The sequence below is a fragment of the Methanoculleus sp. UBA413 genome (genome assembly GCF_002502935.1).
Classification (GTDB): Archaea; Halobacteriota; Methanomicrobia; order Methanomicrobiales; family Methanoculleaceae; genus Methanoculleus; species Methanoculleus bourgensis.
Window position 1 is genome coordinate 3,619 of sequence record NZ_DAQR01000034.1, and the last position, 2,063, is coordinate 5,681.

At 62.4% G+C, this 2,063-nt stretch carries 2 protein-coding genes; one reads left to right on the plus strand and one right to left on the minus strand.

From position 1 onward, the window contains the following. The coding region (locus tag BP858_RS02630; protein ID WP_286878771.1) for a TaqI-like C-terminal specificity domain-containing protein at positions 1-744 on the plus strand (744 nt) is incomplete at its 5' end. Between the two features lie 222 nt (positions 745-966). Here the strand turns inward: BP858_RS02630 and BP858_RS02635 are convergent. Beyond that, positions 967-2,063, minus strand: a 1,097-nt coding sequence (locus BP858_RS02635) for a HEAT repeat domain-containing protein (protein WP_286878772.1), incomplete at its 5' end; no start/stop codon positions are given.

Below are 2,063 nucleotides of genomic sequence, written 5' to 3' on the forward strand. Positions count from 1 at the left end.
GCAGAGGACCCGAAGAGCGCGGAGGTGATCAAGCCGTTCCTCGCCGGGCGGGATGTGAAGCGGTATGCGCCGCTGGAGGCGGATAAGTTCCTGATATTTACACGAAGGGGCATCGAGATCAACGATTATCCTGCGATTAAGGAGTACCTCAAACAGTTCAAGAAGGAACTGATTCCAAGACCAAATGGATGGAAAGGCGGCAAGTGGGAAGGGAGGAAGCCGGGGTCGTATCAGTGGTATGAGATTCAGGATACGGTTGATTATTATGAAGGTTTCGAGGGGCCCAAGATTATTTTCCCTGACATTGCCGAGCGCCCCCAGTTCACCATCGATGCAGAGGGTGGGTTCTACAACGCCAATACCTGCTATAATGTATTCATCAATGACACGTTCCTGCTTGGCATCCTCAATTCAAGTTTGATCAACTTCTACTATCGGAATGTGGCGGCGGTGTATCGAGGTGGGTATCTCCGCTTTTTCTCGCAGTACGTGGAAATGCTGCCCATCCGCCCCCTCGACCCCTCTGACCCAACCGACGTCGCCCGCCGCGACCGCATGGTCACCCTCGTTGAGACGATGCTCGACCTGAACCGGAAACTTGCCGGGGCGAGAACGGGGCAGGATAAAATCTTCATCAGCCGTGAGATCGAGGCAACCGATGCGAGGATCGACGCGCTGGTCTACGAGCTCTATGGGCTTTCCGGGGAAGAGATCGCGCTGATTGAGCGGGCTGTGCAGTCTTAAAGTGGGTATATCAGGGTGTTCCCGCGTTGCGGTGAACACCGGCGCATTGGATGAAGGGGAGGGCGGCGATATGCAGTACCGGGTAGTTTCTCGTGGTAGGTAGGATCTAACGGTTTTAACGATCCAGCGCCACGACATCCTTCCGCGACCATAAAATAGTACACTTCATAGTATACTACTCATGAGTGTCTTCATCGACCGGGACCGCCTCCCAAAAAAGAGTTACCCCCCCCGCTCCCGGATCCTCTCCACCGCCTCCACCGCGGCCCTCCGGACGTACCAGTCCTCATCGTTGAAGATCCCTTCGAGGGCCCCGATCGCCCGCACGTCCCCGATCCCGGCCAGGATGTCAGCCGCACGCTTTCTGACATCGTCGTCCTCGTCCCCCAGTGCGGCTATGACCGGGTCCATGGCCGGGGCCCCTATGGTGACGAGCGCCGCCGCGGCCTCCCGCCGTATGCTGTAGAAGTCATCGTGGAGGAGGTCGACGAGAGGCCCGACCGCACGCGGATCCTGCAGTTCACCGAGGATCGTTGCCGCCCGCCGCCGTATGCTGTCATCGCGGTCATTGAGCACCCGCACCAGCGGCCCGACCGCGATTGTGCCCAGGGTGAGCAGATCGCTCCACCGCTCCTTTGCGATCAGGTAGCAGACCGTCTCCTCCCCGGGTTTCGGGGACCAGCCCAGGCGGTCGAGGGCGTCTGCAGCCCCGGCGCGGACACGGAAATCTCCGTCGGTGAGCGCACCGGGGAGCAGCCGTCCTGCCGCATCTCCGATCAGCACGAGGGCGGCCACAGCACCCTTCCGGGCCGCATCATCCCCTTCCCTGATAACCCGGAGGAGCGGTTTCACCGCCGCCTCCCCCATCATACCGAGCGCCCGCACCACGACACGCCCCACACGCCAGTCCCCGTGCAGGAGCGTATCGGTGAGCGGGTCGATGGCGGCCGGGTTCCCGATCTTCCCGAGCGCCGCGGCTACACCCATCTGGATCACCTCAGACCCGCTGCGGAGAGCCCGGACCAACGGCTCAACCGCCGGATCCCCGATGGTGACAAGCGCCCGTGCCGCTCCGAGGCGGATATGCCAGTCACGGTCCTGGAGAGCGTCGATGAGCGGCACGACCGCCGGCTCCCCGATCAGCTTGAGCGCCTCGACCGCCTTTCTCTGGCCGCCGTCCTGCTCATCGCGAAGGGCGTCGATCAGTTCGGCGACCGCCGGTTCCCCGATCAGGCCGAGCGCCCGCGCCGCACCCATCTGGATTGCGCTGTCAGGGTCGTCGAGCGCCCGCACCAGCGGCCCGACCGCACCGGGACCGA